Origin of the sequence: Pseudomonas sp. FP2196 (assembly GCF_030687715.1) — a bacterium.
Lineage (GTDB): Bacteria > Pseudomonadota > Gammaproteobacteria > Pseudomonadales > Pseudomonadaceae > Aquipseudomonas.
In genome coordinates, this window is sequence record NZ_CP117445.1 from 4335997 (window position 1) to 4358155 (window position 22159).

The 22159-nt window shown below is 57.5% G+C and carries 19 protein-coding genes; 4 read left to right on the forward strand and 15 right to left on the reverse strand.

Annotated elements, in window-relative coordinates; translation table 11 throughout:
* Window positions 1-32: 32 nt before the first annotated feature.
* From rfbA to mtnA, 15 genes are all read right to left on the reverse strand, one after another.
* Window positions 33-923 carry a glucose-1-phosphate thymidylyltransferase RfbA gene (gene rfbA / locus PSH79_RS19345; RefSeq protein WP_305439052.1) on the reverse strand — a complete coding sequence of 297 codons (891 nt, stop codon included), beginning with the start codon at window positions 921-923 and terminating at the stop codon, window positions 33-35.
* Complete coding sequence (gene rfbD / locus PSH79_RS19350) at window positions 920-1813, reverse strand: dTDP-4-dehydrorhamnose reductase (RefSeq protein WP_305439053.1); 894 nt, start codon at window positions 1811-1813, stop codon at window positions 920-922. Before rfbD ends, rfbA begins: the two co-directional genes overlap by 4 nt.
* Window positions 1810-2886 (reverse strand): dTDP-glucose 4,6-dehydratase, encoded by a 1077-nt coding sequence (rfbB, locus tag PSH79_RS19355; protein WP_305444010.1) that lies wholly within the window; start codon window positions 2884-2886, stop codon window positions 1810-1812. The genes rfbD and rfbB overlap by 4 nt, the downstream gene beginning before the upstream one ends.
* A 224-nt stretch (window positions 2887-3110) precedes the next feature.
* Entirely contained in the window at window positions 3111-3350 is a 240-nt protein-coding gene (locus PSH79_RS19360; RefSeq protein ID WP_305439054.1) for a lipopolysaccharide assembly protein LapA domain-containing protein, read from the reverse strand.
* A gap of 27 nt (window positions 3351-3377) precedes the next feature.
* Complete coding sequence (gene ihfB, locus PSH79_RS19365) at window positions 3378-3674, reverse strand: integration host factor subunit beta (protein ID WP_003189779.1); 297 nt, start codon at window positions 3672-3674, stop codon at window positions 3378-3380.
* 148 nt (window positions 3675-3822) lie between these two features.
* Window positions 3823-4104, reverse strand: coding sequence for a hypothetical protein (locus PSH79_RS19370; RefSeq protein ID WP_305439056.1), 282 nt, complete (start codon window positions 4102-4104; stop codon window positions 3823-3825).
* A gap of 267 nt (window positions 4105-4371) precedes the next feature.
* Window positions 4372-5403: an acyltransferase gene (locus tag PSH79_RS19375; protein WP_305439057.1), complete on the reverse strand. Its 1032-nt coding sequence runs from the start codon at window positions 5401-5403 to the stop codon at window positions 4372-4374.
* A 203-nt stretch (window positions 5404-5606) separates the two neighbouring features.
* Entirely contained in the window at window positions 5607-7292 is a 1686-nt protein-coding gene (gene rpsA, locus PSH79_RS19380; RefSeq protein WP_100847732.1) for a 30S ribosomal protein S1, read from the reverse strand.
* 119 nt (window positions 7293-7411) lie between these two features.
* Entirely contained in the window at window positions 7412-8101 is a 690-nt protein-coding gene (cmk, locus tag PSH79_RS19385) for a (d)CMP kinase (RefSeq protein WP_015093983.1), read from the reverse strand.
* Complete coding sequence (locus tag PSH79_RS19390) at window positions 8098-10305, reverse strand: bifunctional prephenate dehydrogenase/3-phosphoshikimate 1-carboxyvinyltransferase (protein ID WP_305444011.1); 2208 nt, start codon at window positions 10303-10305, stop codon at window positions 8098-8100. Before PSH79_RS19390 ends, cmk begins: the two co-directional genes overlap by 4 nt.
* A gap of 28 nt (window positions 10306-10333) precedes the next feature.
* Window positions 10334-11446: a histidinol-phosphate transaminase gene (hisC, locus tag PSH79_RS19395; protein WP_305439059.1), complete on the reverse strand. Its 1113-nt coding sequence runs from the start codon at window positions 11444-11446 to the stop codon at window positions 10334-10336.
* 13 nt (window positions 11447-11459) lie between these two features.
* Window positions 11460-12554, reverse strand: coding sequence for a prephenate dehydratase (pheA, locus tag PSH79_RS19400; RefSeq protein WP_007908404.1), 1095 nt, complete (start codon window positions 12552-12554; stop codon window positions 11460-11462).
* Complete coding sequence (gene serC, locus PSH79_RS19405) at window positions 12554-13639, reverse strand: 3-phosphoserine/phosphohydroxythreonine transaminase (protein ID WP_305439060.1); 1086 nt, start codon at window positions 13637-13639, stop codon at window positions 12554-12556. Before serC ends, pheA begins: the two co-directional genes overlap by 1 nt.
* Window positions 13640-13765: 126 nt before the next feature.
* Window positions 13766-16555 carry a DNA gyrase subunit A gene (gene gyrA / locus PSH79_RS19410; protein WP_305439061.1) on the reverse strand — a complete coding sequence of 930 codons (2790 nt, stop codon included), beginning with the start codon at window positions 16553-16555 and terminating at the stop codon, window positions 13766-13768.
* A 414-nt stretch (window positions 16556-16969) separates the two neighbouring features.
* Entirely contained in the window at window positions 16970-18046 is a 1077-nt protein-coding gene (gene mtnA, locus PSH79_RS19415) for an S-methyl-5-thioribose-1-phosphate isomerase (protein ID WP_305439062.1), read from the reverse strand.
* Between the two features lie 108 nt (window positions 18047-18154).
* Here mtnA and PSH79_RS19420 point away from each other — a divergent pair, with 108 nt between their 5' ends.
* From PSH79_RS19420 to PSH79_RS19435, 4 genes are all read left to right on the forward strand, one after another.
* A complete protein-coding gene (locus PSH79_RS19420; protein ID WP_305439063.1) occupies window positions 18155-19489 on the forward strand; it encodes a TRZ/ATZ family hydrolase in 1335 nt (444 codons plus the stop codon).
* Between the two features lie 57 nt (window positions 19490-19546).
* The gene (ubiG, locus tag PSH79_RS19425; protein ID WP_123534776.1) at window positions 19547-20245 is read left to right on the forward strand and encodes a bifunctional 2-polyprenyl-6-hydroxyphenol methylase/3-demethylubiquinol 3-O-methyltransferase UbiG; all 699 of its coding nucleotides are present in this window, start codon (window positions 19547-19549) and stop codon (window positions 20243-20245) included.
* A gap of 4 nt (window positions 20246-20249) precedes the next feature.
* Window positions 20250-20921, forward strand: a complete 672-nt coding sequence (gene mupP / locus PSH79_RS19430) for an N-acetylmuramic acid 6-phosphate phosphatase MupP (RefSeq protein ID WP_305439064.1) — start codon at window positions 20250-20252, stop codon at window positions 20919-20921.
* 178 nt (window positions 20922-21099) lie between these two features.
* Complete coding sequence (locus PSH79_RS19435; RefSeq protein ID WP_305439065.1) at window positions 21100-21840, forward strand: YciK family oxidoreductase; 741 nt, start codon at window positions 21100-21102, stop codon at window positions 21838-21840.
* Window positions 21841-22159 lie beyond the last annotated feature (319 nt).

Here is a 22159-nt window from a genome sequence, read left to right on the forward strand (position 1 = left end):
TTAAACACTACGGCGCGAAAAGGGTTATTCGATCAGCGTGAAGGCGTGCCCAACAGCTTCTGCAAGTATTGGCCGTAACCCGTCTTTTTAAGCGCATCAGCTTGAGCGGCCAGTTGCTCGGCGGTGATCCAGCCGTTGTGATAGGCGATTTCTTCTAGGCAGGCAACTTTCAAGCCCTGACGCTGTTCGATTGTGTGAACGAAGTGGCTCGCTTCCAGCAGGGAATCATGGGTGCCAGTATCCAGCCAAGCGAAACCACGACCCAGCATTTCCACATTCAGCGATTTCTGCTCAAGGTAGGCACGATTGACGTCAGTGATCTCCAGCTCTCCACGCTCTGAAGGCTTGATGCTCTTGGCAATCTGCACAACCTGATTGTCATAGAAATACAGGCCCGTCACGGCGTAGCTGGATTTCGGCTTCAGCGGTTTTTCTTCGATGCTCAGAGCGCGGCCGGAAGCATCGAACTCGACGACACCGAATCGCTCCGGATCGGATACGTGGTAACCAAATACCGTTGCACCCCGCTGCTGGTTGGTGGCCGAACGCAGATTGTCGGAGAAGTGCTGACCGTAAAAGATGTTATCGCCCAGGATAAGGCAGCAAGGATCGTTGCCGATGAATTCTTCGCCAATGATAAAGGCCTGCGCCAAGCCATCGGGACTTGGCTGTTCGGCATAAGTCAATTTGATGCCATACAGACTTCCATCCCCCAGAAGCTTGCGGAAACAAGGCAAGTCTTCAGGGGTAGAGATAATCAGAATCTCGCGCATACCGGCGAGCATCAGCACCGACAGCGGATAAAAGATCATCGGCTTGTCGTAGATCGGCAACATCTGTTTCGAGACGCCAAGGGTCAACGGATGCAGGCGCGTGCCCGAGCCACCGGCGAGGATGATGCCTTTACGATTTGTCGTGGTCATTTTTCGAGAACTTCCCTAAGCATTCGGGTTACACCACTTTGCCAATCCGGCAAGTGTAGAGAAAAATTGTCGCGTAGTTTCTGAGTATTCAAGCGTGAGTTCAGAGGTCGACGCGCGGGTGTTGGATAAGCGGTCGTGTCGATCGGATTGACCGTCTCGACAGCGAGCTGTTCACCATTATTTTGAGCAAATGCAATCACATGACTTGCGTAACCATGCCAAGACACTTCGCCGCCGGATGCCAAATGATACAAGCCTGACAGCTCGGGCTGCTGCAAGACCTGACGAATAGCCAACGCAGTGACATCGGCAATCAGGTCAGCCCCTGTCGGCGCTCCCACCTGATCAGCGATAACGCTCAGCGTGTCGCGATCCTTCGCCAAACGCAGCATGGTCTTGGCGAAATTGTTGCCTCTGGCGCCGTAGACCCAGCTGGTTCGAAAGATCAGATGCTTGCATCCGGAGGCAATAATCGCTTGCTCACCCGCCAGCTTGCTAACCCCATACTGATTGACCGGAGCTACTGCATCCGTCTCTTGCCAGGGCACGATGCCTTGACCACTGAAGACATAATCGGTCGAATAGTGGATCAGCCAACCACCCAGAAGCGCGACCTCCTCGGCCATCAGGCGGCTTGCCTGAGCGTTGACACGTTCAGCCAGCTCCGGCTCTGATTCAGCCTTGTCGACAGCCGTATAGGCAGCAGCATTTACGATGATATCGGGCCTGACACGCCGGATGGTTGCACGCAACGCATCGAGATCGGACAAATCGCCACACAAATCATCAATGGCATGACGATCAAGCGCTATCAGCTCGCCAAGCGGGGCAAGGGAGCGTTGCAACTCCCAGCCTACTTGGCCATTTTTGCCCAGCAGAAGAATTTTCATGCCTTGTTCATGCGATCTGCGTAGTTCTGGTCGATCCACTGCTGATAGCTACCGCTTTTAACGTGAGCCACCCATTCAGTGTTGCTGAGATACCATTCGACAGTCTTGCGAATACCGGTTTCGAATGTTTCTTCCGGCGTCCAGCCAAGCTCACGCTGGATCTTGCTGGCGTCGATCGCGTAACGCTGATCATGTCCTGGACGATCCTGAACGTAGGTAATCAGGCTGGCGTGCGGACGATGAGCCGAATCTGGACGCAATTCATCCAGCAGCGCACACAATGCATGCACCACTTCAATATTTTGCTTCTCGTTGTGACCGCCAATGTTGTACGTCTCACCGATTACACCTTCGGTAACGACTTTGTACAAAGCACGAGCGTGATCTTCGACATAGAGCCAGTCGCGAACCTGATTACCTTTGCCATAGACCGGCAGCGACTTACCTTCAAGCGCATTGAGAATGATCAGCGGGATCAACTTCTCCGGGAAGTGGCAGGGGCCGTAATTGTTCGAGCAGTTGGTGACCAGCGTCGGCAAACCATACGTACGCGCCCACGCGCGAACGAGATGATCGGAGCTGGCCTTGCTGGCCGAATAAGGCGAACTTGGCTGATAAGGCGTTGTTTCGGTGAAGAGATCTTCCGGCCCTTCAAGATCACCATAAACTTCGTCAGTCGAAATATGATGAAAGCGGAAGCTGGCTTTACGCGCATCATCCAGCGCAGTCCAATAGTGGCGCGCAGCTTCCAGAAGTGTATAGGTGCCGATGATGTTGGTCTGAATGAATTCGGACGGGCCAGTAATCGAGCGATCGACGTGAGATTCTGCTGCCAGATGCATGATCGCATCTGGTTGGTGCTCACGCAGAACACGGTTAATCTGATCACGAGCACAGATGTCGACGTGCTCGAATACGTAGCGCGAATCACCGCTAACTTCAGCCAACGACTCAAGGTTACCGGCATACGTCAGCTTATCGACGTTAATCACTGCGTCGTTGGTATTGGAAATGATGTGACGGATGACTGCCGAGCCGATGAACCCGGCGCCGCCGGTAACTAGAATTTTCACGCGAAACCATACCCTTGAGCTGCGGACAGTGACACCATCGAGCACTGTCAATCCATGAATGCAGAAGCCATAAACGTCTAAGCTTCTGTCAGAGTCAGTCTAAATCGATGTGGGAATAGGCCACTATCGAACAAGGGACGCATTTTACAGCTTAATGAATCTTTTACTAATGGATATAGACAGGCTGAGGCGCAATTTCGACAGACGCCTCGCACTTGTCGTTTTCAGACAAGACGCTTGCGCGCAGCCCTGGACGAGCGTGCCAAAAACCAGCCAAGAATCGGACCGACGACCATACCGACCAGTAACGCTGCCACGACAACCACAGACACTGGAAGCTGAGGGCCGGCCCAGCCTAAAAACAACAACGACACTGACTGCTGGTTCTCAAGCACAAACGCAAGGATGGTCAACACCAGCAAGAGAATAAAAACGCCAAGAAGTATGCGCTTGAAGTTATGCATGAGTAGCTCCCTGATAATCAGCGAGGATCAAACGCCCTCCTCCTCTTCCTCGTTCACACGATCACGCAGCTCTTTGCCTGGCTTGAAATGTGGAACGAATTTACCGTCAAGGCTGACAGACTGACCTGTCTTTGGATTACGCCCGACACGCGGTGCACGATAGTGCAGGGAGAAGCTGCCAAAACCACGAATCTCGATGCGATCACCGGTAGCCAGGCATTGCGACATTTGTTCAAGCATGGTCTTGATAGCCAACTCCACATCCTTGGATGAGAGCAGCCCTTGATGGGTGACAATTCGTTCGATCAACTCCGACTTCGTCATATTTTTCCCTTCTTTTTCAAGCAGCTAGATCAGCGCTTAAAAGGTTTTAGCATGCCCAGAAGAATTTGAACAGCCTGCAATCCGACATAACCATGGCGGCGCATCTTCGCCACTCCTCGCACCGCCCGATACCCAACAGCAAAGGGGCTTACCGGCATATCACGACCATGGTCCGGGTCACGTAACCTGCCGGATTGAAACCAAACGGAAAGTCATCTTCTTCCCGAAAATCATCAGACCGCGCGACCACCTTGTATCCCGAGGATTTACACTCCTTCGCCGCACGCTTGAGGCACTTGTCCCATCCCGACCCGAGACCCGAGCAGTCGATCTCTATACCACTCACACCTCTTACCGCATGGGTCTTCGCGCTCGTGGTGCAACCGGCCGACAGCACAACCAGCACAACCAGCACAATGATTTTGTTCATCCATTTCCTTATTGCGGACACCCGCTCCGACAGCCCCTCAAATTAAAGACAAGAATAGTCTCGAATTGATATCCGACCCGCTCCACTCAACAGACACCCTCGATCCATGAATGGTTTCACCGTACACCCAAGTCAAGCTTAGCGCCGCCAAAGGAGGGGGCAGAACACCCCCAATACAGAATAGCAATACCTCCTGCCAGCAAACCGGACGGTTACTCACTCCTACCACGACGCAATGAAAAAAGCCCGCTTGAAGGCGGGCTGATCTCAGGCCGCTACAGGCCACATTTTCTTTAACTTTCCCTGGAGTGAGTGCCTGAAGCGCTCGATCGGCGATTCGATAAAGACGTACATAGCGGCACCCGCCATGATAGCCCCAACGAACGCCAGCATTGCGTAGAGCCCACCTTTATGCAGAAGAGACAGCTTCTGATAAAAAATCCAGTGAATCAGGTAAATAGAGTAACTCCACGCCCCTAGTTTTCTTAGCGCGAAAGATTGCATCAATCCTCCGATCCGCCCTTGGCCGTTAGCCAGCGCTAAAATAAACACCATCCAGAGAAAACTGAGGTATATGAACTTGTTCATTAGCCAGCCATCGAGCGGCATTGCAAACAATATATTCCTGCCACCCGGGCTTAGAGCAAGCAACGCTATGATCACCGCAACGGCAAACCCTGTTGCCATTCGAGGGGTCAACCATTTACCCACCCCTTCGATAGAAACTGCGGCATAACACCCGAAAATGAAACTCGGGAGATACCAGTGTGTAGAAATGCTGTTTTCCGGAGTCAGCCAATACGGCCATGACAACTGATGAATAACCATCAAAGAGAGCGCGAAAATTGCGACTGCAACTGCACCACACCGACGCTCTACAACTATAAAAGCAAATGCTATGAATGGCAGAAAAAAATAAAACTTGAACTCAACCGGAATTGTCCACAAATGGGAGTACCCCTGTCGAAAGGCCATAGCATTGACAACGTCCTCCGAGGTTGTAATTCCTGCGACATTGAAATACCAATAGAAGACAACAACGAGCAGGAACAACGGCACGATCCTCAGGAAACGGCCAACGGCATACCCAAGTATCTCTGTCACAGAAAACCCGTTGCGGGCGAACTTGCTTGTTAGCAGAAAGGCACTTAAAACAAAAAACAACCAAACACCATATTTTCCGGTGCCAGAAAAGTATCCTGCTATTTGAGGAAAGAAAAACCCTGGAATATGGGCACAAAGCACCATCAGACAGGCTAGGCCACGAATACCGTCAGCCCCCGAAAAACGCCCACTCATCAACTCACTCCATCTTTTTGAGCGGCAAGCCTAGCACGCCGCACAATCAGAAGCCTACAACCCCGAAAACAAGAACGCAGCAGCCCCCTCACCTACACACCTGACACGAATCCAATACAACGTATCCGGATAGTCAAAGCGTCAAATATCGCAGGCACAAAAAAGGGCGACCGAAGTCGCCCTTTTTAATGATCAAGCAGAACTTAGTTCTGTTTGGCCATTGCCTGGCGCAGCAGTGCCGCCATGGTGGTGTCGCCGGTAGCAGCTTCCGGAGTCTCTTTCAGGCTCTGGATAGCTTCTTTCTCTTCAGCATCATCTTTCGACTTGATGGAGAGTTGGATCACGCGGCTCTTACGATCAACGCTGATGATCTTGGCTTCTACTTCCTGGCCTTCTTTCAGAACGTTGCGCGCATCTTCAACGCGGTCACGGCTGATTTCGGAGGCTTTCAGAGTCGCTTCGATATCGTCGGCCAGAACGATGATGGCGCCTTTGGCGTCAACTTCTTTCACGGTGCCAGTAACGATTGCGCCTTTGTCGTTAACCGAGACGTACTCGGAGAACGGATCGCTTTCCAGTTGCTTGATACCCAGGGAGATACGCTCGCGCTCTGGGTCAACCGACAGGATAACGGTGTCCAGCTCGTCGCCCTTCTTGAAACGACGAACAGCTTCTTCGCCCACTTCGTTCCAGGAGATGTCGGACAGGTGAACCAGACCGTCGATGCCGCCGTCCAGACCAATGAAGATACCGAAATCGGTGATCGACTTGATGGTGCCGGAGATTTTATCGCCCTTGTTGAACTGGCCAGAGAAATCTTCCCATGGGTTAGATTTGCACTGCTTGATGCCCAGGGAGATACGACGACGCTCTTCGTCGATGTCCAGAACCATAACTTCCACTTCGTCGCCGACTTGTACGACTTTCGAAGGGTGGATGTTCTTGTTGGTCCAGTCCATTTCGGAAACGTGTACCAGACCTTCAACGCCTTCTTCCAGCTCAGCGAAGCAGCCGTAGTCGGTCAGGTTGGTTACACGCGCGGTAACGCGAGTGCTTTCTGGGTAACGGGCTTTGATAGCAACCCATGGATCTTCGCCCAGCTGCTTCAGGCCCAGGGAAACACGGTTGCGTTCGCGATCGTATTTCAGAACCTTAACGTCGATTTCGTCACCAACGTTGACGATCTCGGAAGGATGCTTGATGCGCTTCCAAGCCATGTCGGTGATGTGCAGCAGGCCGTCCACGCCACCCAGATCGACGAATGCGCCGTAATCGGTGAGGTTTTTGACGATACCTTTGACTTGCTGGCCTTCCTGCAGGGATTCCAGCAGAGCTTCACGCTCGGCGGAGTTCTCGGCTTCCAGGACGCTGCGACGGGAAACGACAACGTTGTTGCGCTTCTGGTCCAGCTTGATGACCTTGAATTCCAGCTCTTTGCCTTCCAGGTGCGTGGTGTCGCGCACTGGACGGACGTCAACCAGGGAACCTGGCAGGAACGCACGGATGCCGTTAACGTCGACAGTGAAGCCGCCTTTAACCTTACCGTTGATAACGCCCTTGACCACTTCCTCGGCTGCGAAGGCAGCTTCCAGAACGATCCAGCACTCAGCGCGCTTGGCTTTTTCACGGGACAGCTTGGTTTCACCGAAACCATCTTCAACCGAGTCCAGAGCAACGTGAACTTCGTCACCGACATTGATAGTCAGATCGCCAGCGTCGTTGTAGAACTGCTCAAGCGGGATGAGTGCTTCAGACTTCAGGCCAGCGTGAACGGTTACCCAGCGAGCTTGGTAATCGATATCAACGATAACACCGGTGATGATGGAGCCTGCCTGAAGGTTCAGGGTTTTTAGGCTTTCTTCAAAGAGTTCCGCAAAGCTTTCGCTCATTTTAATTCCTGTAAATGAGGGCGAAGGATACGCCCATCTCCACACCCCAGACGGTGTGGGTTAGTTTCATATAGAAGAAGCGCCGCAGGACTATGACTGGTCCCCTGTGGCCTTCTTGGTCACCCGGCGATATCGCGAATGGCGATCTCGCTCATGATGCGTTCAAGCACCTGATCGATGGACAACTCCGTTGAATCCAGCTGTATGGCGTCAGCCGCCGGCTTAAGCGGGGCTACCGCTCGCTGGGTGTCACGCTCGTCGCGTGCACGGATCTCATCTAGCAGACTCGACAGACTAACACCCTCGACTTTGCCCTTCAACTGCAAATATCGACGACGCGCCCTCTCCTCGGCACTGGCCGTGAGAAAAATTTTCAACGGTGCATCGGGGAAAACCACCGTACCCATATCGCGACCATCGGCAACAAGGCCCGGCGCTTCCTGGAAAGCACGCTGACGCTGCAGCAGCGCCTCGCGCACCGCGGGCAATGCAGCCACCTGAGAAGCGCCGGAACCGACGCTTTCAGTACGAATGACATCGCTGACTTCGTCACCTTCCAGGATGATTCGCTGCAACTGACCGTCGGTCGCCGCAATGAACTGAACGTCCAGATGAGCGGCAAGCTTCTTCAGCAGCTCTTCATTGGTCAGGTCAACACCATGATTGTGCGCAGCAAACGCCAGCAAGCGATAAAGCGCGCCGGAGTCCAGCAGATTCCAGCCCAGGCGCTTGGCCAGAATCCCGGCCACAGTGCCTTTGCCCGAGCCGCTTGGCCCATCAATGGTGATGACCGGTGCAATGTTCTTCACGACTGAGCCTCTTGTGCCACACGAATACCGACCTGTCCGCACAGAGCGAGGAAGTTCGGGAACGACGTCGCGACGTTGGCGCAATCATGGATGCGGATCGGTGCAGTGGCGCGCAGCGAGGCCACGCTGAAAGCCATGGCGATACGGTGATCGCCGTGACCATGCACTTCGCCGCCGCCGATCTGGCCGCCGTCGATGATGATGCCGTCCGGGGTCGGTTCGCATTTGACGCCCAGCGCCAGCAAACCATCCGCCATGACCTGGATACGATCCGATTCCTTGACCCGCAGCTCTTCGGCACCGGTCAGCACAGTGCGCCCTTCGGCACACGCAGCTGCCACGAACAGCACCGGGAATTCGTCGATGGCCAGCGGAACCAGCTCTTCAGGAATCTCGATACCTTTGAGCTTAGCTGCTCGCACGCGCAGGTCAGCGACAGGTTCGCCACCGACTTCACGCTGGTTTTCCAGGGTGATGTCAGCGCCCATCAGGCGCAGGATGTCGATCACACCGGTACGGGTCGGGTTGATACCGACGTGCTCAAGCACCAGCTCCGAACCTTCAGCAATCGAAGCTGCGACCAGGAAGAACGCCGACGACGAGATGTCGCCCGGCACTTCGATATGGGTCGCTGTCAGCTTGCCACCGGACTCGACCGACGCCGTGGCGCCATTGACGCTTACCGGGTAGCCAAACCCGCGCAGCATGCGTTCGGTGTGGTCGCGGGTCGGCGCAGGTTCGGTAACGGTGGTCTTGCCTTCAGCGTACAGACCGGCCAGCAACAGGCAGGACTTCACCTGCGCGCTGGCCATCGGCATGGTGTAAGTCAGGCCTTTGAGCTTGTGACCACCACGAATGGTCATCGGCGGACGACCTTCAGCGGCAGTTTCGATCACGGCGCCCATTTCGCGCAGCGGATTGGCCACGCGATTCATCGGACGCTTGGACAGCGAAGCATCGCCCGTCAGGGTACTGTCGAAGTTCTGCGCGGCCAGCAGGCCGGACAGCAGACGCATCGACGTACCGGAGTTGCCCAGATAGATCGGGCCCGGCGCAGGTTTCAGACCATGCAGGCCGACACCGTGAATGGTCACGCGACCGTGGTGCGGGCCTTCGATGACCACACCCATGTCACGGAATGCCTGCAAGGTCGCCAGGGCGTCTTCACCCTCGAGGAACCCTTCGACTTCGGTGACGCCTTCGGCCAGCGAGCCGAGCATGATCGAACGGTGGGAAATCGATTTATCACCTGGTACGCGAATCCGACCGGACAGGCGGCCACCAGGTTGAGCCAGGAAGATCAGATCGTTGGAATTCATAGCGTCCACATAGGCCCTGCGGGCCAGGATTTTACTGAAATGCTCGCGGGCAACCCGGGCGCGAGTGAAAACGCCCAACAATTGGTGCCCATCCCCTGCATCGACCGCGTCGCGCAAGGCGTCGAGGTCGCTGCGAAATGTATCGAGTGTGCGCAGAACAGCCTCGCGGTTGGCGAGGAAGATGTCGTGCCACATCACCGGGTCGCTTCCTGCGATTCTTGTGAAATCGCGGAAACCACCGGCAGCGTAACGGAAGATCTCAAGGTTTTCATTGCGTTTGGCCAACGAGTCGACCAGACCGAAGGCCAGCAGGTGCGGCAGATGGCTGGTCGCAGCCAGCACTTCGTCGTGACGCTCGACCTGCATGTGCTCGACATCGGCGCCCAATTCGCGCCAAAGACGATCGACCACCGCCAGCGCTTGCGAGTCGGTTTGCTCGAGCGGCGTGAGAATGACCTTGTGACGACGGAACAGGTCGGCATTGGAGGCTTCCACCCCGCTCTGCTCTGAACCGGCAATCGGATGCCCCGGCACGAAACGCGCCGGCATGCCGCCGAACGCCTCGGTCGCCGCGCGCACCACATTGCCTTTGGCGCTGCCGACATCGGTCAGAATCGCCTGACCCAGATCCATGCTCGCCAGACGCGCGAGCACTTTCTCCATAGCCAGAATCGGCACCGCCAACTGAATCACGTCTGCGCCTTGGCATGCAGCTGCCAAGTCATCCTCGCAGCGATCCACCACGCCCAACTCGACCGCCAGCTTGCGCGATTGCGGGTCGAGATCGACGCCGACCACTTCGCGGCACACGCCGCTTTCACGCAAGCCCTTGGCAAACGAACCACCGATCAATCCCAGACCGACCACCACCAGACGACCGATCATAGGTGCAGCAGATTGCAGTGCAGTGACATCACCCACGAGCCAGAACCTTGCGCAGCGCTTCGAGGAAGCGACTGTTTTCCGCCGGCAGACCAATGGTCACCCGCAGGTGGTTCGGCATGCCGTAGTTGGCCACCGGACGCACGATCACGCCTTCGCGCAGCAAACCCTGGAACACCGGAGCCGCTACTTGACCGAGGTCGACACAGATGAAGTTGCCTTTGGACTCGATCCAGCTCAGGCCCAGCTCACGGAAACCAGCCTGCAGTTGTTGCATGCCGGACTCGTTGAGCTGACGGCTTTGCGCCAGATACTCTTCGTCTTTCAACGCCGCACACGCCGCAGCCAAAGCCAGGCTGTTGACGTTGAACGGCTGGCGAACACGGTTCAACACATCCGCCACTACCGGGGTAGACAGGCCATAGCCGACGCGCAAAGCCGCCAGACCATAGGCCTTGGAGAACGTGCGCGAAACCAGCAGATTCGGGTACGCCGCGAGGAAGTCCAGACCATCCGGCAGATCACTGCCTTCGGCATACTCGATGTACGCCTCGTCCAGCACGACCAGTACATGCTCCGGAACATCCTGCAGGAACTCGTCCAGCGCTTCGGCGCCGAACCAGGTACCGGTCGGGTTGTTCGGATTGGCAATGAACACCACGCGGGTGTTGGCGTCGATGGCTGCGAGCATGGCCGGCAGGTCGTGTCCCCAGTCCTTGGCCGGCACCACTTTGGCTTGCGCGCCGACGGCCTGAGTGGCGATCGGATACACCGCGAACGCGTGCTCACTGAACACCGCGTTCAAGCCGGGCGCCAGATAGGCGCGCGCGACCAGTTCGAGAATGTCGTTGGAACCATTGCCCAGAGTCACCTGGTTCAGCTCGACACGGCACTGCTCGGCCAGCAGAGACTTGAGCGCAAAGCCGTTACCGTCCGGATAGCGGGTCAGCTCGGCCAGCTCTTCGCGGATCGCCACCAAGGCTTTCGGACTGGCACCCAACGGGTTTTCGTTGCTGGCCAGTTTAACGATTTTTGCCGGATCCAGATCCAGCTCGCGCGCCAGTTCGTCCACAGGCTTGCCCGGAACGTACGGCGAAAGTTGTTGCACGCCCGGCTGTGCCAGAGCGAGGAAATTGCCACTCATTTACTACCGCCCCTTACAGAACTGCTTTCGGGTAGGAACCCAGCACTTTGAGTGCTACTGCTTCCTGACTGATCTTTTCCAGCACACCTTTGATCAACGGATCACGGTGGTGGCCGACGAAGTCGATGAAGAACACGTAGGTCCACTTGCCGCTGCGCGACGGACGGGTTTCGATGCGGGTCAGGTCGATGCCGTTGTCATGGAACGGCACCAACAGCTCATGAAGCGCGCCGGGCTTGTTGCTCATGGAAACGATGATCGACGTCTTGTCGTCGCCGGTCGGCGGCACTTCCTGGTTGCCGATCATCAGGAAGCGCGTGGAGTTATCCGGGCGATCCTCGATCTTCTCGGCCAGACGGGTCAGGCCGTACAGCCCTGCCGCCATGTCACCGGCAATCGCCGCCGAATTCCACTCGCCTTTAACCCGCTTGGCCGCCTCGGCATTGCTGGACACTGCCACGCGCTCGACATTCGGATAATGCGCGTCCAGCCACTTGCGGCACTGGGCCAGCGACTGAGCGTGGGAATAGATGCGACTGATACTGTCGGTCTTGGTGTTTTCACCGACCAGCAGGTGATGGTGAATGCGCAGCTCGACTTCGCCACAGATGACCATGTCGTGTTCGAGGAAGCTGTCCAGCGTGTGGTTGACCGCGCCTTCGGTGGAGTTTTCCACCGGCACCACGCCGAAATTCACCGCACCCGCCGCCACTTCACGGAACACTTCGTCGATCGCCGCCATCGGCTTGCTGATCACTGCGTGACCGAAGTGCTTCATGGCGGCCGCTTGGGTGAAGGTGCCTTCAGGGCCGAGGTAAGCCACTTTCAGCGGCTGCTCCAGCGCCAGGCACGAAGACATGATTTCGCGGAACAGCCGCGCCATCTCTTCGTTGCCCAGCGGCCCCTGGTTACGCTCCATCACACGCTTGAGCACCTGAGCTTCACGCTCGGGACGATAGAACACCGGCACTTCGCCTTCGGCCAGCGAGGCCATCTTTACTCGCGCGACTTCCTGGGCGCAACGCGCACGCTCACTGATCAGCTCCATGACCTTGGTGTCGAGAGCGTCAATGCGAACGCGCAGTGCCTTGAGTTCTTGCTCGGACATCAGCCGTGTTCCTTCTCGAATTCAGCCATGTACGCCACCAGCGCATTGACGGCGGTGATGTCGACGGCGTTGTAGATGGAGGCGCGCATGCCGCCCACGGAGCGGTGGCCCTTGAGATTGAGCAGACCGCGCTCTTCGGCACCGGCCAGGAACGGCTTGTCCAGACGATCATCGGCCAGACGGAAAGGCACGTTCATCCACGAGCGATCCGACTTGTTGATCGGGTTGCTGTAGAGGCCGCTGGCGTCGATGAAGTCGTACAGCGTGCGCTGCTTGACGTCATTGAGCTTGGCGATGGCTTCAACGCCGCCCTGCTCTTTCAGCCACTGGAACACCAGACCGGACAGGTACCAGGCCAGGGTCGGCGGAGTGTTGTACATCGAGCCGTTGTCGGCCGCGACTTTGTAGTTGAGCATGGTCGGGCACAGCGAACGGGCCTTGCCCAACAGGTCTTCGCGGATGATGTTGACCACGATGCCGCTCGGGCCGATGTTCTTCTGCGCACCGGCGTAGATCATGCCGAAACGCGAGATGTCGACCGGACGCGAGAGGATGTCCGAAGACATGTCGGCAACCAATGGCACGTCGCCGGTTTCCGGGATCCACTGAAATTCCAGGCCGCCAATGGTTTCGTTCGGTGCGTAGTGAACGTAAGCGGCATCCTTGGACAGGTTCCACTCGTTCTGTCCCGGAATGGCGAAATAGTCATAAGGTTTGGCGGTAGCGGCAACGTTGACGTGACCGTAACGCGATGCCTCTTCGATGGCTTTCTGCGACCAGATACCGGTGTCGATATAGTCGGCCGAGCCGCCTTCAGGCAACAAGTTCAGCGGGATCTGCGCAAACTGCTGGCTGGCACCACCTTGCAGAAACAGCACTTTATAGTTCGAAGGGATATTCAGCAGGTCACGCAGATCCTGCTCAGCCTGATTGGCAATGGACACGAACTCATCGCTGCGATGGCTCATTTCCATAACCGACAGACCCTTGCCGTGCCAGTCAAGGAGTTCACCTTGGGCGCGTTGCAGGACAGCTTCGGGAAGCGCCGCCGGGCCGGCGCAGAAGTTATAGGCTCGCTTGCTCACATCCAATCTCGCTCTGACTTGGTGATACACAATAAATCTGTAATTCGGTAACTCTGCACTTCAGAAACTTTCATACCGGACAAATAACAAGGGGGCGAATTCTCATCCGCCCCCTCGCTTGTCCGCTTATTCTTGCGGTTCTTCGTCAGCTGCGGCGTCGAGTTGCTGGTCTTCGGCAACGTCGTCGATCACGACCTCCGCGCCGGACACCAATCCTTCTTCACCCTCGAGCTCTTCGCCCTCGACTTCCGACGGCTCCTGAACCCGCTCCAGACCGACCAGCGTTTCATCGGTGGCCAGTTTGATCAGGGTCACACCCTGGGTGTTGCGACCCAGGCTGGACACTTCATCAACACGGGTGCGCACCAGTGTGCCCTGGTCGGAAATCAGCATGATTTCCTCGCCTTCCTGCACCTGGATTGCACCGACGAGTTTGCCGTTGCGCTCTTTGGTGACCATGGCAATCACGCCCTGACCACCACGACCGCGGCGAGGGAATTTGCTCAGTGCGGTGCGCTTGCCGAAACCACGCTCGGAAGCGGTCAGAATCTGCGCGCCCGACTCAGGAATCAACATGGAGATCAGTTTCTGATCCTTGAGGATCCGCATGCCGCGAATACCGCGCGCACCACGACCCATTTCGCGCACTGCGGCTTCAGCGAATCGAATCACCTTGCCAGCGTCGGAGAACAGCATGATTTCTTTCGCGCCATCAGTGATGGCAGCTGCAATCAGCGTATCGCCTTCCTTGAGCTTCAACGCGATCAAGCCATTGGAGCGCGGACGGGCGAAGCGTGCCAGCGGGGTCTTCTTGACGGTACCGGAAGCAGTGGCCATGAAGATGAATTCACCGGTCGGCTCAGCCACCAGCTCGGCTGTTTCGCCGTCGATCTCTTCCAGCTCGGCAGCTTCTTCAGCTTCGACGACTTCGCCTTCGATGATTGCATCGTCAGCGTCATCCTCATCCTCAGCACCGGCACGTTTTTGCAGGGCCTCGAGATCGATCTGCAGCATGGTGGTGATGGTTTCATCGGCTTCCAGCGGCAGCAGATTGACCAGCGGACGACCACGCGCAGCACGCGACGCTTCAGGAATTTCGTAGGTCTTCAGCCAGTACACCTTGCCTTTGCTGGAGAACAGCAACAGCGTGGAGTGACTGTTGGCAACCAGCAGGTGAGCAATGTAGTCCTCATCCTTGACGCCAGTCGCCGACTTGCCTTTACCGCCACGACGCTGAGCCTGATACGCAGCCAGCGGCTGGGTCTTGGCGTAGCCACCGTGGGAAATGGTCACGACGCGCTCTTCTTCCGGGATCATGTCGCCCAGAGTCAGGTCGAGGCGTGCATCGAGAATCTCGGTGCGACGCTGATCGCCGTATTCGGCGCGGATCACTTCCAGCTCTTCGCGGATCACTTCCATCAGGCGCACGGCACTGTTGAGGATGCGGATCAGCTCGCCGATCTGGTTGAGGATCTCTTGATACTCGGCCAGCAGCTTCTCGTGTTCCAGGCCGGTCAGACGGTGCAGACGCAGTTCCAGAATGGCTTGCGCCTGTTCTGGCGAAAGGAAGTACTTGCCTTCGCGCAGACCGTATTGCGGATCGAGGTTTTCCGGGCGGCACGAATCGGCACCGGCACGCTCAACCATCGCCACCACCGCCGAGGATTCCCAAGGTGTGCTGATCAGCGCTTCCTTGGCTTCCGACGGGGTTGGCGAAGCCTTGATCAGGGCGATCACCGGGTCGATGTTCGACAGGGCAACGGCCTGACCTTCAAGGATGTGACCACGCTCGCGCGCCTTGCGCAGTTCGAACACGGTACGGCGGGTAACGACTTCGCGACGGTGACGAACGAAGGCTTCCAGCAGATCCTTGAGATTCAGAATCCGTGGACGTCCGTCGATCAGCGCAACGATGTTGATGCCGAACACGCTTTGCAGCTGGGTCTGGGCGTAGAGGTTGTTGAGAATCACCTCAGGCACTTCGCCGCGACGCAGTTCGATCACGACGCGCATACCGTCCTTGTCGGACTCGTCGCGCAGTTCAGTGATGCCTTCAAGCTTTTTCTCTTTTACCAGTTCGGCGATCTTCTCGATCAGACGCGCCTTGTTCAACTGGTAAGGGAGTTCGGTGATGACGATCTGCTGACGACCACCGACCTTGTCGATGTCTTCAACGATCGAACGCGCACGCATGTAAATGCGCCCGCGACCGGTGCGGTAGGCTTCGATGATACCGGCGCGACCGTTGATGATCGCGGCGGTCGGGAAGTCCGGACCGGGGATGTATTGCATCAGCTCGTCGACAGTCAGCTCGGGATTGTCGATGAGCGCCAGGCAACCGTCGATGACTTCACCGAGGTTGTGCGGCGGGATGTTGGTTGCCATGCCCACAGCGATACCGCTGGAACCGTTGACCAGCAGGTTGGGAATACGGGTCGGCATGACCGCCGGGATCATTTCCGTGCCGTCGTAGTTCGGCACCCAATCCACGGTTTCCTTGTGCAAGTCAGCCAGCAGCTCGTGAGCCAGCTTGGTCATGCGCACTTCGGTATATCGCATGGCTGCAGCGTTGTCGCCGTCCACCGAACCGAAGTTGCCCTGACCGTCGACCAACAGGTAGCGCAGGGAGAAAGGCTGAGCCATACGTACGATGGTGTCGTAGACGGCAGTATCACCGTGCGGGTGATATTTACCGATCACGTCACCGACAACACGGGCAGATTTCTTGTACGGCTTGTTGAAGTCGTTGCCCAGCTCGCTCATCGCGAACAGCACGCGGCGGTGCACGGGCTTCAAGCCATCGCGCGCATCCGGCAGTGCACGGCCGACGATCACGCTCATCGCGTAATCGAGGTAGGACTGTTTCAGCTCGTCTTCGATATTGACCGGGAGGATTTCTTTGGCCAGTTCGCCCATGAGAAGCCTGATTCCTTTTTCTGGTGAAACCTCGTCATATCCATAGGGATCACGAAGCTCGTCGATGCAGGCTGAGTGCCATGCGCCGACTTACGACAAATCAACAAGTTGAGCCCTGGATTTGCGCAGTGAAGACAACCCCGTGGGACTGCCTCGGAAAACGCCGGATGCTACCACAATCGCCGCCACGCACCTATCCCCCATAAGCGCATGGAGCATAGTTAGTTGACCGGTAATCGTCTGAAAGGGGGACGAGAGAGGCTTAGAGCTTCTTTGAAGGCGGAATTCGGGCTTGGTTTTGGGATGTTTATTGACATTCAGGACCTCATCGCGAGCAGGCTCACTCCTACAGGGATTTTGTTCGACACGGAGTCAGCCTGCTGGCGCTGGCGATCGACTAGACGCCAAAGGGCATCAGTGCAGGCGCTTGCGGCACATCAACTGGGCCATTTTCGCGGTATCCGGACGCTCGACAATGCCTTTTTCGGTGACGATGGCATCGATCAAGTCAGCAGGGGTTACGTCAAACACCGGGTTAAACGCTTCAACATCAGCGCCCACGCGCTTGCCACCGACTTCCAGCAACTCGGCGCCGTCACGCTCTTCGATCGGAATGTCATCACCACTGGCCAGATTCATGTCGATGGTCGAACTCGGCGCCACCACCATGAAACGCACGCCGTGGTGCATGGCATTGACCGCCAGTTGATAGGTGCCGATCTTGTTGGCCACATCGCCATTGGCGGTAATGCGGTCAGCACCGACGATCACCCAGGTCACGCCTTTGGTCTTCATGATGTGCGCGGCGGCGGAGTCAGCATTGAGGGTCACAGGAATGCCTTCGTTGGCCAGCTCCCACGCGGTCAGGCGCGAGCCTTGCAGCCATGGTCGGGTTTCGTCTGCGTAAACGCGTTCAACCATCCCTTCAAGGAAAGCCGCGCGAATGACCCCCAGCGCCGTGCCGAAACCGCCGGTGGCAAGGGCACCGGTGTTGCAGTGGGTGAGAATCGCTTGCGCATTGCCCTGATGCTTGCGGATCAGATCGACGCCGAGTTGGGCCATGGTCAGATTGGCTTCGCGATCGCTTTCGTGAATGGCGATGGCCTCGGCCTCCAGCGCCGCCAGCGGATCGGCATTTTCCTTCAAGCGATCCAGGCGATCGTGCATGCGGCCCAGCGCCCAGAACAGGTTGACCGCGGTCGGACGGGAATCGGCAAGCAGCGCGAAATCCTCTTCCAGCGCCGCGTACCAGTCACCACCTGCAGCGATTCGGGCCCGGGCTGCGAGCACAATGCCATAAGCCGCGCTGATACCGATGGCCGGCGCGCCACGCACCACCATCGAGCGAATTGCCTCAGCCACGCCGGCGGCGCTGGTGTAGGCAATCCAGGTTTCCTCGAACGGCAAAATACGCTGATCCAGCAGGTGGAGCGCGCCATCTCGCCAATCGATGGCCTTTACTTTCTCCGCAGCCAACAGTCGATCGCGCATCCCTCACCCCGCACTCATGAACAAAAGCCGCCGATTATAGCGATCCCCCCGCGAAGACGCTCGGGTATACTTCGCCATCCTTTACAAAAGCACTGGAACCGATCCTCGATGCCGAAACCTGCCATTGCGCTCGACTTATTATTGCTGCCGACCTGGCTAGTACCCGTCGAACCTGCTGGCGTTGTGCTCAAGGAGCATGGCCTGGGCATCCGTGACGGTCGCATCGTGTTTATCGGCCCGCGCGCCGAAGCGTTGAAGTGTAACGCCAGCGAAATCCGCGAATTGCCGGACGTTCTGCTCAGCCCAGGCCTGATCAATGCTCACGGCCATGCCGCAATGACCTTGTTCCGCGGCCTGGCGGATGATCTGCCGCTGATGACCTGGCTGGAAAACCACATCTGGCCGGCCGAAGCCAAATGGGTCGATGAAGAATTCGTCCGTGATGGCACCGACCTCGCAATCGCCGAGCAGATCAAGGGCGGCATCACCTGCTTTTCGGACATGTACTTCTTCCCGAAAGTTGCCAGCGAGCGCGTGCACAACAGCGGCATCCGCGCACAGATCGCCATTCCGATCCTTGATTTCCCGATTCCTGGCGCCAGCAGCGCCGATGAGGCCATTCGTCAGGGCGTCGAATTGTTCGGCGATCTGAAGCATCACGAACGGATCAAGATCACCTTCGGTCCTCATGCACCCTACACCGTCGGCGACGAGAATCTTGAGAAAATCCGCGTGATTGCCGAGGAGCTGGACGCGTCGATCCACATGCACGTCCACGAAACCGCCTTCGAAGTGCAGCAAGCGGTCGAACAGCACGGCGAACGGCCACTCGCCCGCCTCGGCCGACTGGGTCTGCTCGGCCCGCGTTTCCAGGCCGTGCACATGACCCAGATCAGCGATGACGACCTGGCGTTGCTGGTAGAAAGCAACACCAACGTCATCCATTGCCCGGAATCGAACCTGAAACTCGCCAGCGGCTTCTGCCCCGTAGAGCGTCTGTGGCAAGCCGGGGTCAATGTTGCGGTCGGCACTGATGGCGCGGCCAGCAACAATGATCTGGATCTGCTCGGCGAGACCCGCACCGCTGCCTTGCTGGCCAAAGCCGTCGCCGGCTCGGCTTCCGCGCTCGATGCCCATCGCGCCCTGCGCATGGCCACACTGAACGGCGCACGCGCCTTGGGGATCGAAAGCGAAACGGGCTCGCTGGAAATCGGCAAAGCCGCGGACATTGTCGCCTTCGACCTGTCTGGCCTGGCGCAGCAACCGGTGTACGACCCGGTTTCACAGCTTATATACGCCACCGGTCGCGATTGCGTGAAACACCTGTGGGTCGCCGGCAAACAATTGCTTGACGACCGGCGCCTGACTCGCATGGATGAAGAACAGCTTGGCACTATTGCCCGAGCCTGGGGCCAGCGCATCAGCGGCCATACCGAATCGTAAACACCCGGGCCACACTCCGGGGCTACAACCTTTTTCAAGTTTTTCGAGGAATTGAACATGAGCAACGTCGACCACGCCGAAATCGCCAAATTCGAAGCCCTGGCCCATCGCTGGTGGGACCGCGAAAGCGAATTCAAACCGCTGCACGACATTAACCCGCTGCGGGTCAACTGGATTGACGAACGCGTCAATCTGGCTGGCAAGAAAGTCCTCGACGTTGGCTGCGGTGGCGGCATCTTGAGCGAAGCCATGGCGCAACGTGGTGCCACCGTGATGGGCATCGACATGGGCGAAGCGCCACTGGCAGTCGCGCAACTGCATCAACTGGAGTCCGGCGTCAGCGTCGAGTACCGCCAGATCACCGCCGAAGAGCTGGCCGAAGAAATGCCCGAGCAGTTCGATGTGGTGACCTGCCTGGAAATGCTCGAGCACGTGCCAGATCCATCGTCGGTCATCCGTGCCTGCTTCCGCATGGTCAAGCCGGGCGGCCAGGTGTTCTTCTCGACCATCAACCGCAACCCGAAGGCCTACCTGTTCGCCATCATCGGCGCCGAATACATCATGAAGCTGTTGCCGCGCGGCACCCACGACTTCAAGAAATTCATTCGTCCATCCGAGCTGGGCGCCTGGAGTCGCATGGCCGGCCTGACCGTCAAGGACATCATCGGCCTGACCTACAACCCGCTGACCAAGCACTACAAACTGGCCAGCGACGTTGACGTCAACTACATGATCCAGACCCTGCGCGAGGAGTAAGCCGATGGCCATCAGAGCAGTTCTTTTCGACATGGACGGCACCCTGCTCGACACCGCGCCAGACTTCATCGCCATCTGCCAGGCGATGCGCGCGGATCGTGGTTTGCCGCCGATCAACGACAAGCACATCCGCGACGAGATTTCCGGCGGCGCCAAAGCGATGGTCGCGGTGACGTTTTCGATGGATCCGGAATCGCCTGGGTTCGAGGCGTTGCGCCTGGAGTTTCTTGAGCGCTACCTCGTCGGCTGCGCGGTGCACAGCAAGCTGTTCGACGGCATGGAAGAGCTGCTGGCCGACATTGAAAAGGCCAACCTGATCTGGGGCGTGGTCACCAACAAACCGCTGCGCTTCGCCGAGCCGATCATGCAACAGCTGGGGCTGGCCGAGCGATCGGCGCTGCTGATCTGCCCGGATCACGTGAAGAACAGCAAACCGGACCCGGAGCCGCTGATCCTCGCGTGCAAGATGCTTGATCTGGATCCGTCGACCGTTCTGTTTGTAGGCGATGATCTGCGCGATATCGAGTCGGGGCGCGATGCAGGGACCAAAACCTGTGCGGTGACCTTTGGCTACATTCACCCGGACGACAACCCGCGGCATTGGGGCGCGGATGTGGTGGTGGATCATCCGCTGGAGTTGCGCAAGGTTCTGGACAGCGCGCTCTGCAGTTGCTGACCTGACTGTTTGCAGGATGCCTTGTGGTGCGGGATTCATCCCCGATGGGCTGCGAAGCGGCCCCAGCATTCCTTCAGGTCGATTCGACACGCAGGCTTACGACTGCTTCGCAGCCGGTCAGGGATAAATCCCCTCACCACTGGGAAGCAGGTCTTCATGAATGGATTGTGAGGTTTATATGTTTGATTACTCCGCTCGTCCCGAATTGCTCAAGGATCGGGTCATTCTGGTCACCGGTGCCGGTCGCGGCATCGGTGCGGCCGCTGCGAAAACCTACGCCGCCCACGGCGCAACCGTGCTGCTGCTGGGCAAGACCGAAGCCAATCTGACGCAGGTCTACGACGAGATCGAAGCGGCGGGCCATCCGCAACCGGCAGTGATTCCCTTCAACCTCGAGACCGCCCTGCCCCATCAGTACGATGAGCTGGCAGCGATGATCGAGACCGAGTTCGGCCACCTCGACGGCCTGCTGCACAACGCCTCGATCATTGGCCCGCGCACGCCGATCGAACAGCTGTCGGGCGAAAACTTCATGCGCGTCATGCAGGTCAACGTCAACGCCATGTTCATGCTGACCAGCACGCTGCTGCCACTGCTCAAGCTGTCGCAGGACGCTTCGGTGGTGTTCACCTCCAGCAGCGTCGGCCGCAAGGGTCGGGCTTATTGGGGCGCTTACGGCGTGTCGAAGTTCGCCACCGAGGGCCTGATGCAAACCCTGGCCGACGAAGTCGACGGCGTGGCACCGGTACGCTCCAACAGCATCAACCCGGGTGGCACTCGCACCAGCATGCGTGCGCAGGCTTATCCGGGGGAAAACCCACTGAACAACCCGACGCCGGAGCAGATCATGCCGGTCTACCTCTACCTGATGGGTCCGGACAGCACCGGGATCAACGGCCAGGCATTCAACGCGCAGTAATGCCATACGTCGCATTTGTTGCCGTGGCGGATTCCCGTCGCGGCAGTCATTTAACCCAATTAGCCGTCACAATTTAGTCAAATATCCAGCACCCCTCCCTCTCAGTCATGCTCAACCCATTGATTCATAACGGGTTAAATAAAAACGAACTGAATGGCACGACTTTCGCTCTAAATTTCCTCAAAGCATGCCGTGTGAAGGCAATGGGGCAAGGCCTGGTTCGATAGCTTACTAATCGTCATCAGGCAGACTAAACTTACGCCAAATGTCCTACGGGACTGATGGATCAGTACGACACGCAGCCCAAAGCCGCTCTCAC